8 protein-coding genes are annotated in these 9,403 nt (G+C 55.1%); 7 read left to right on the forward strand and 1 reads right to left on the reverse strand.

What is annotated here, in order from left to right:
* Position 1: 1 nt before the first annotated feature.
* Positions 2–1,507, reverse strand: a complete 1,506-nt coding sequence (zwf, locus tag HZU72_RS16665) for a glucose-6-phosphate dehydrogenase (RefSeq protein ID WP_180094077.1) — start codon at positions 1,505–1,507, stop codon at positions 2–4.
* Positions 1,508–1,798: 291 nt separating this feature from the next.
* Between zwf and malE the strand changes: the two genes are divergently transcribed.
* The 7 genes from malE to HZU72_RS16700 form a co-directional block, all read left to right on the forward strand.
* Positions 1,799–2,986: a maltose/maltodextrin ABC transporter substrate-binding protein MalE gene (gene malE / locus HZU72_RS16670; RefSeq protein ID WP_180094079.1), complete on the forward strand. Its 1,188-nt coding sequence runs from the start codon at positions 1,799–1,801 to the stop codon at positions 2,984–2,986.
* 74 nt (positions 2,987–3,060) lie between these two features.
* Entirely contained in the window at positions 3,061–4,632 is a 1,572-nt protein-coding gene (malF, locus tag HZU72_RS16675) for a maltose ABC transporter permease MalF (protein ID WP_180094081.1), read from the forward strand.
* A gap of 10 nt (positions 4,633–4,642) precedes the next feature.
* Positions 4,643–5,533 carry a maltose ABC transporter permease MalG gene (gene malG / locus HZU72_RS16680; RefSeq protein ID WP_180094083.1) on the forward strand — a complete coding sequence of 297 codons (891 nt, stop codon included), beginning with the start codon at positions 4,643–4,645 and terminating at the stop codon, positions 5,531–5,533.
* 141 nt (positions 5,534–5,674) lie between these two features.
* Complete coding sequence (locus HZU72_RS16685; RefSeq protein WP_180094085.1) at positions 5,675–7,165, forward strand: TrkH family potassium uptake protein; 1,491 nt, start codon at positions 5,675–5,677, stop codon at positions 7,163–7,165.
* A gap of 53 nt (positions 7,166–7,218) precedes the next feature.
* On the forward strand, positions 7,219–8,364 hold the full coding sequence (locus HZU72_RS16690; protein WP_180094087.1) for a sensor histidine kinase: 1,146 nt from the start codon (positions 7,219–7,221) through the stop codon (positions 8,362–8,364).
* Positions 8,354–9,076, forward strand: a complete 723-nt coding sequence (locus tag HZU72_RS16695) for a response regulator (RefSeq protein WP_180094090.1) — start codon at positions 8,354–8,356, stop codon at positions 9,074–9,076. The genes HZU72_RS16690 and HZU72_RS16695 overlap by 11 nt, the downstream gene beginning before the upstream one ends.
* A partial coding sequence (locus tag HZU72_RS16700; protein ID WP_180094091.1) for an NAD-binding protein occupies positions 9,073–9,403 on the forward strand: 331 nt, incomplete at its 3' end. The genes HZU72_RS16695 and HZU72_RS16700, both read left to right, overlap by 4 nt.

A 9,403-nucleotide genomic window follows, 5' to 3' on the forward strand; every position in this document is an offset into this window, starting at 1 on the left:
ATTAATAATCCTCGTACCAGCTGCGGCCATCCTGGGTAATCATGGCGATGGAAGCGACCGGCCCCCAAGAGCCTGCGGGATAACGACGCGGTGGCGTGTCGCGTTTTTTCCAGCCATCAATGAGCTGGTCGCACCAGCGCCAGGCGTGCTCAATTTCATCGCGACGCACGAACAGGTACTGCTGGCCTTTCATGACTTCGAGCAGCAGACGTTCGTAGGCATCGGGTATCCGCGATTTGGGAAATGCGCTGTTGAAGTCCAAATGCAGCGGACCCGGGCGCAGGCGCATGCCTTTATCCAAACCGCTATCTTTGGTCAATACTTGCAGGGCAATACCCTCCTCCGGCTGCAGGCGAATAATCAACTTATTAGAGGCGATGCCGCGCTGATCCGGGTCAAAGATATAGTGGGGCTGCTGACGGAAGTGAATAACGATCTGCGAGAGCTTCTCCGGCATGCGTTTACCGGTGCGCAGGTAGAACGGCACGCCTGCCCAGCGCCAGTTAGCCACTTCGGTTTTCATGGCCACAAAGGTTTCGGTCTGGCTCTGGGTGTTGGCGCCCTCTTCTTCCAGGTAGCCCGGCACCGACTGGCCATCGCTAGTGCCCGCGATATATTGACCTCGCACTACATCGCGACCAAGCGCCTCGCCCACAAACGGTTTAAGTGCTTTAAGCACCTTGACCTTTTCATCGCGGATGGCGTCGGCATCCAGGTTAGAGGGCGGATCCATAGCGATTAAGCACAGCAGCTGCAGCAGGTGGTTTTGCACCATATCGCGTAGCTGGCCCGCCTCATCGAAATAGCCCCAGCGCCCTTCGATACCGACCTTTTCGGCAACGGTAATTTCCACATGGGAGATGTTGTTTTGATTCCACTGGGTGCCAAACAGCGGGTTGGCAAAACGCAGGGCAATCAGGTTCTGTACGGTCTCTTTGCCCAAATAGTGGTCGATGCGGTAAATCCGCGACTCGGGGAACACTTCACCGATAGCGTCGTTAATTTCAACCGAGGAGTGCAGGTCGTAACCGATGGGTTTTTCAACCACCACGCGGGACTCATCGTCCAGGCTTTTACTGGCCTGCAGGTGACGGCAGATATCGCCATAAATAGGTGCACCAACGGAAAGATAGACCACCATTGGGCGCGGTGAGCCCTTTCGCCACTGGCGAATGGCGTCGTAACCTTCAACGTTGGAAAAATCGAGTTTTAAATAATCTAGGCGGGCGAGAAAACGCTCAAGACTTTGCTTGTCCTGCTCGCCGCTTTTCAGCCTTTTCTGCAACGCATCGTTAACCATTTTCCGGAACGATGCAGCGTCGTGCTCATGGCGAGCCAGCCCCATAATGCGCGTGCTTTCAGGCATCAAGCCTTCGCGATCAAGATGGTATAAGGCAGGGAATAGCTTGCGCATGGCAAGATCACCCAGCGCCCCAAACAGCGCTAAATCAATAGCGTGATTCGGATCGCCCAGCGGTGCACCTTGGGAAGCAGTGGACTGGCTCATCGTCACTCCTGTTTATAATTAGGCATCTAATGTAGTTAGATTACCTAAAATCTACCGTAAAGGGGGCATTATACGCAATAATTCGTGTAATTTTACTACAAAATAACCACAGTTTCTGCTCTATCAACGCACTCAGCACTTCATATTGATCCATCTCCTTCCACTTTTACTCTACGCCCTTGATATACGCCACTGCTACGCCCCCTAAGGAGGAGGTGACCTTGCGCATAATTGGCCACTCTGCGGAAGTTGATAAATAAATGACCACAACAACAACGAGGTTATTACTCTATGGCAACGCTACGCTATTTTATCAGACCATTACTCACAGCCACTTTGGCTGCCAGCGCTAACCTACCAGCCTTCGCGTTCGAAGATGACCGCCTAACGATCTGGATGGGCGACAACAAAGGCCAGCAAGGCATTCAGCTGCTGGCCGATCAGTTTCTTGAAGAGACGGGCATCGAAGTTGAGGTGGTCTTTCCGGATAACCTGACCGACCGTTTTCAGCAGGCGGCGGGCAGTGGCCAAGGGCCGGACATCGTGATCTGGGCCCACGACCGGATGGGCGAGTGGGCACAAAGTGGCCTATTAAAACAGGTAGCGCCTAGCGACAGCTTCCGCGAGTCTTTTTACGACTTTACCTGGGAAGCCGCCCTGTGGAATGGCGAAAACTACGGCTATCCCATTTCAGTGGAATCACTCGGTCTTATTTATAACAAGGCCCTGGTGGATACCCCGCCGGAGAGCTTTGCCGAGCTAATGCAGCTGGACGAGACGCTTTCCCAAGAGGGTAAAAAAGCCATCCTGTTCGACTACAGCGAGCCCTACTACGGCTGTACACTGCTAGCCGCTAACGGGGGCTACCCGTTTAAACAAACTGACGCAGGCTACGACGTTACCGATATTGGCGTTAACAACGAAGGCGCCGTGCAAGGTGCAGAGCTGCTAGTCGAACTGATCGAAAGCGACGTGGTGCCACGAGGTACCGACTACAGCATCATGGATAACCGCTTTAACAAGGGCGAAGTAGCGACCATGATCAGCGGCCCCTGGGCCTGGCCAAACCTTGAGCGCAGCGGCATTGATTATGGCGTCGCCTTGCTGCCCAAAGTAGGCGATGAACGTGCCAAGCCCATGTTTGGCGTTATGACGGCAATGATCAGCTCCGCGTCGCCCAATGATTTCCTGGCCGTCGAGTTCCTGGAAAACTACCTGCTTAGCGAGGAGGGTATGCGCACTTTCAACAGCGATGGCTCGCTTGGCGCCGTTGCACACATCGACTATCAGGCGGAACTGGCCGATAACCCCAATATTGCCGCCACGCTTGAAAACGCCGAAGTTGGCATGCCGATGCCGAACATTCCCGAAATGGGCGCCTTTTGGGCAGCCATGGAGCCCGCGCTACAAAACATCGGCAGCGGGCGTCAATCCCCCCTGGAAGCGCTGGATGCCGCCGCGCGGCGTATGCGTCAGTAGCCACTCGCCTTTCCTTCACTGCCCGGCCATGGCACTCCGTTGGCAAGGCCGGGTAGTTTCGCAGGACATCTTTCATGTTTACCACGAATGCTTCGCGGGGCTTGCCCCGCCACCGCTCTCGCCATGTGGCCGAACGCTATTCCCGCTGGGCAATGCGCAGCTTGATCGGGCTGATGGTACTGGCCCTGCTTTGGCTGGTGATGGCTTTTTACCTACACGGCCAATGGGTATTTGCGCTGCTATTTTTAGTGCTTGGCACGTCGCTGGGCGTGGTGTTCAGCCGACGTTCGCTGATGAGCCACCGGTATATTTTCCCTGCCGTGGCCGGCCTTGGCGTGTTCGTCATTTTTCCGCTGGTGTATACCGTCGGCATCAGCTTTAGCAACTACAGCTCGGACAATCTGCTTAGCCAGGAGCGCGTACGCGCCCAGCTCACCGATCAAAGCTATCAGGCAGAAGGCGCTGCCTTTTCCTATTCGCTTTACCAGGCGGGCGAGCTGGTGCGCCTTTACCTGGAAAGCGATGCCCCTGCGGGCGACAACGACCGGCTACTATCCGCCGCGCTCAACCTAACTAACAGCGAAGTTCGTCGCGCTCCAACCCAAGCCGTAGACGGCCCGCCCGAAGGTGAGCCACTTCCCATGCGCTCAGCCATCCAGGCCCGCGACGCCCTCCAGGCACTGCGTTTGCAAACGCCTGGGGGCACCGAGCTGCGCATGGCGGGCCTGCGCCAGTTCGCGCCAATGATCGACCGCTATGAGATTCGTGACAACGGCAGCCTCTACGACCGGCAAGAGGATCAGGTGCTGACACCGGATAACGACATCGGCTTTTTCGTCACCGAAAACGGCGAACGCATCACTCCTGGGTGGCCGGTGAACGTGGGCTTCACCAATTACACCAAGATCTTTACCGACCCGGATATACGCGGGCCGTTTATGCAGATTTTTGTCTGGACCTTCGTATTTGCCGGACTCACCGTACTGTTCACCCTGACCGTGGGGTTTGTCCTCGCCTCGCTGCTGCAGTGGGATCAGCTCAAGGGCAAGGCGGTCTATCGGACGCTGCTGATACTGCCCTACGCGGTTCCGGCGTTTATTTCGATTCTGATTTTCAAAGGCATGTTCAATCAGCATTTTGGTGAAGTGAACATGATTCTGGAGGCACTGTTCGGCATTTCGCCGGAGTGGTTTACCGACCCCTGGCTAGCCCGAACCATGCTGCTGATCGTCAATACCTGGTTGGGTTACCCCTACATGTTGCTGCTGTGCATGGGTCTGATTCAGTCGATCCCCGGCGATCTTTACGAGGCCTCGGCGGTAGACGGCGGCGGGCCGATCACCAACCTGATGAAGATCACCCTACCGCTGATCATCAAACCGCTCACGCCGCTGTTAATCGCCGCCTTTGCTTTTAACTTCAATAATTTCGTGTTGATTGCGCTGCTTACCGGGGGCAGCCCGGACATTCTGGGCGCCAGCACGCCCGCGGGCACCACCGACCTGCTGGTGAGCTACACCTACCGCATCGCCTTCCAGGATGCCGGCCAGAACTTCGGCCTGGCGGCAGCAATTGCCACGCTGATCTTTCTGCTGGTGGTGGGCATGTCGGTGGTTAATCTGCGGCTTTCCAAAGTTAAGGTTTAGGAGGTTTACGATGGCGATGGTTCAACCCCGCTCCATTCGCGCACGGCGATGGGGCGCCCATTTGGCGCTGATCGGCTTTGTGTCACTGATCGTGTTTCCGCTGCTGTTGGTGATTTCGATCTCGTTTCGCGAGGGCAACTTTGCCTCGGGAAGCTTGATCCCCGAGCGCTTCTCCCTCGAGCACTGGTCGCTGGCCTTGGGTATTCCCTGGGAGCGCACCGACGGCAGCGTGATCCAGCCGCCCTTCCCCGTGCTACTGTGGCTATGGAACTCGATCAAAGTCGCCGTGGTGTCCTCGTTGCTGATTTTGATGCTTGCCACCACCAGTGCCTACGCCTTTGCCCGCATGCGCTTTAAGGGCAAGGAGCCGCTGTTGAAAGGCATGTTGATTTTCCAGATGTTTCCAGCAGTGCTGTCGCTGGTGGCACTCTATGCTCTGTTCGACCGGCTAGGACAGTTTGTGAGCTGGTTAGGCATAAATACTCACGGCGCGCTGATTGTCGCCTCGCTCGGCGCGGTAGCGCTGCATATATGGACGATCAAAGGCTACTTTGAGTCGATTGATGGCTCGTTGGAAGAAGCCGCAATGGTGGACGGTGCAAGCACTTGGCAGGCATTTCGCTATATATTGCTACCGTTATCGATCCCCATCCTGATGGTGGTCTTCATCCTAGCGTTTGTGATGAGCATCATGGAGTACCCCATGGCGTCGGTGCTGCTGGTCGATGAGCACAAGCTCACCCTGGCGGTAGGCGCCCAGCAATACCTGGCCGACCACAATCAGCGCTGGGGCGACTTCGCCGCCGCTGCCGTGCTCTCAGGGCTGCCAATCACCGTAGCGTTCTTGATCTGCCAGCGTTGGATTATTGGCGGATTAACCGCTGGGGGTGTTAAAGGTTAAAAATATTAAAGCTCACGAAGGTATTTAGCTAGCTTGCCCAAACCCAGCAGAGTGCTGGGTTTTTTGTTTTTTTACAGACTTTTTATGGGAGGTCATGGTGTCATAGCAAATGTTAAGAATACTAAACGGCGAGCTGGGCATATGACTCCATTCACACCATGGTTTTACCGTAGCAGGAATGTGTATCGGCACTGGGCACCTGTTTTTAAAATCATCTCGATTCTCTGGATTGTGCTAGCGCTGTTCATGCTAGTGCCTTTCATCGTACTGCTGATTGAAAGAGACCCTGATGCACCCGCCTTCGGTGTTTCCATTCTGATTTTACTTGGCGCCGCAGCACTTACTTGGTTGCTCACCTATCGCACAGCCTTAGAGTTGAAGCCATGGCAGATGTTTATTCTTACCGCTGCCAGTTGGGTCACCATTAGCGGTTTTGCCAGCCTGCCGCTGGTGCTTGGCGCCCCACAGTTAACCTTCACCAATGCGGTGTTTGAATCGGTATCGGCGATCACCACGACAGGCTCCACCATTCTGGTCGGTATTGAGTACTTTTCCGATGGATTGAAGCTATGGCGAGGGCTTATGCAGTGGATGGGCGGTATCGGTATTATCGTCATGGGCATTGCCATTTTGCCGTTTCTTAAAGTAGGTGGTATGCGGTTGTTTCACACCGAGTCGTCTGACTGGTCGGATAAAGTGATGCCACGCACTGGCGGTATTGCAAAAGCGACGCTAACGATCTATGTCAGCCTAACCTTGGTCGCGATTGGTAGTTATTGGTTCGGTGGGATGACGCTGCTAGACGCCACCGTACATGGTATGACGTCGCTTTCAACCGGCGGTTTTGCCAATTCCGACGCTTCCTTCGGCACCTATAGCGAACAGCCATGGCTGCTGTGGATGGCCAGTTTTTTCATGCTGAGCGGTGCGCTTCCCTTTGTACTGTATATCCGTTTTATACGCGGGTCGCGCAGTGCCCTATGGAACGATCAGCAGGTACTTGGGCTGTTAAAACTCTTGATGGCCGCGATTTTACTACTCAGTGTCTGGCGCATCACCCAGGGCGACAACTGGTTTGAATCGCTCACCCACGTTACCTTTAACATTATTTCGGTGGTAACCACCACCGGCTATGCATCTGATGATTACACCCAGTGGGGGGCGTTGCCGGTAGTTGCTTTTTTCTACCTGACCTTTGTGGGCGGCTGCAGCGGTTCGACCAGCGGCGGAATGAAAATCTTCCGGTTTCAGATTGCCTCTTTAATGCTGCTTAACCAGTTGCGCTATTTAATTCATGCCAATGGTGTGTTTACCACTCGCTATAACCAGCAGCCGGTCACCAGCGATATCTCGCGCAGCGTAGTGGCCTTCTCGTTCTTCTTTTTTATCACCATAGCGGCCCTGGCGTTGAGCCTCTCCGCTCTGGGGTTGGATTTAGTCACCGCTCTTTCCGGTGCCGCCACCGCAGTCACCAACGTGGGCCCTGGGCTAGGCGATATCATCGGCCCCGCGGGTAATTTTGCCCCCCTCCCCGACGCGGCGAAATGGCTGCTATGTATTGGCATGCTGATGGGGCGATTAGAAATACTCACCGTTGTGGTGTTGCTGACTCCAATGTTCTGGCGGCGCTAGCCGAATATCTTGAAGGACGTTCGCGAAGAGCAATCGTGAAGGACAATCGTGTCATGACACTTAGAAAACCAATATTCAAACCCTTTAGGCAGATTGCGAACCAGCTGCGCTTGCCAATGCCATCAGAAATCCTGATTGCGCTGGCGAGTACGCTAATGGCCCTGCTGATCGCCTGGGGACTATATACTTGGCTAGCCTTGGCGAATCTTTCACTGATTTTTCTTACCGCGGTTCTCGCCAGTGCGGTGTTGGCAGGAAGCTACGCAGCTCTGTTATGTGCCGTGCTGGGCTTTCTGACGTTTAATTTTTGCTTTACCGTCCCGCACTTTTCGTTAGCGGTTGAAGAGCAAGAGCAACTGCTAACGCTGCTGTTCTTTCTATTAGTCGCACTGGTAGTCGGCAAGCTCGCCGGAGACAGCCGCCAACGCCTGTTGGAGCTTAGCGCCGCTCGCTTGGCTGAAGAGCAGGAGAGATTGCGTTCAGCGCTGCTATCGTCGGTTTCCCACGACCTGCGTACTCCGCTAGCGTCGATTATTGGCGCGGCCAGCTCGCTTCGCACTCTGGATGCACAGCTCAGCCAACAGGATCGCTTTGCGTTACTCGATGGCGTATTAAGCGAAAGTGAACGCCTTAACCGCTATATACAAAATTTGTTGGATATGACCCGACTAGGGCATGGCGACATGAAAATCGAGCGCGATTGGGTGGCGTTTGATGATTTAGTCGCTTCAGCGCGGAAGCGACTGGGCAGTGCCCTTGAAGGTTTCCAAGTCGAGCAGCACTGGTCAAAAGAGCTACCACTACTTTACGTTCACCCCGCCCTGATCGAGCAAGCGCTGGTCAACGTGCTTGAAAATGCGGCGCGCTTCTCACCTCCTAATGGCCATATCACTATCGAAGCCCAATGTCGTGATGATAAAAGGGCTGGAGACCCGTCCATCTTATTGTTTTCGGTTACCGACCAAGGCCCAGGCATACCCGAAGCACTACGCGAGCGCGTGTTCGATATGTTTGTCACCGGCAACGACGGAGATCGCAGCCTGCACGGTAGCGGCCTGGGGCTGGCAATTTGCCGGGGAATGCTTGGCGCCCACGCGGGTCAAATCCAGGCAAGCCCTGGGCCTGACAATGCTGGCACCAGAATTACCATGACGCTGCCTCTAGCGTCCCCCAGCAAGGACGCCGAGAATGACCACTGATCAAGCGCGCGTATTAGTCATTGATGACGAGCCACACATTCGCCACTTTTTGCGTATCAGCCTCACCTCTCAAGGATTTCAGGTGATTGAGGCGTCCAGTGGTCGCGAAGGGTTGGAAAAACTCAATGCTGATGCCCTCACCGCTAATGCCGACATCGTTTTGCTGGATCTTGGTCTACCGGATATGGATGGACAGCAAGTACTCGATTCGATCCGCAAGCATAGCGAGGTACCCGTGATCATTGTTTCGGTGCGCGGCCATGAGGCTGAAAAAGTGCGCGCCCTGGATAACGGAGCGAGCGACTACGTTACCAAGCCATTCGGCATTCAAGAGCTGCTGGCACGTATTCGAGCCCTGTTAAGGCGGCGCGCCAGCCCAAGCGTTCAACGCTTCCAACATGGTGGCTTGATCGTCGACCTGGCCGCTTACCAAGTAAGCTTGCACGGCGAGGCTGTTCATCTAACACCTAAAGAGTTCGCCGTGCTGGCCCAGCTTATTGCTTCCGCTGGGCGAGTGGTCACGCAGACCCAGCTATTGCGCCAGATATGGGGCCCAACTCATCAGGAAGATACGCACTATTTGCGCATTGTGGTGAGCAAGTTACGTCAAAAGCTAGGTGATGATCCCCAGTCCCCCTCCCTGCTGCAAACGGAACCCGGCATTGGCTACCGACTCCCCCTTGAGCCTGACCGTGAGGACAAGACTATATGAAAATCATCATTCTCGGCGCCGGCCAGGTCGGCGGCACACTGGCTGAACACCTCGCCCGCGAGGAGAACGACATCACCGTCGTTGACACTGACGCCAAAAAACTGCGCGAGCTGCACACCAAAATCGATATCCGCACCGTCACTGGGGCGGGTTCCTACCCGATTGTGTTGCGTCAGGCTGGCTGCGAAGACGCCGATATGTTGATCGCTGTCACCAGCAGCGACGAGATCAATATGATCGCCTGCCAGGTCGCCCACACGCTGTTTCGCACCCCGACCAAAATCGCTCGAGTGCGTGCCACGGCGTACTTGACCCGTAAAGGCCTTT

The organism is Vreelandella sedimenti (assembly GCF_013416325.1).
Classification (GTDB): Bacteria; Pseudomonadota; Gammaproteobacteria; order Pseudomonadales; family Halomonadaceae; genus Vreelandella; species Vreelandella sedimenti.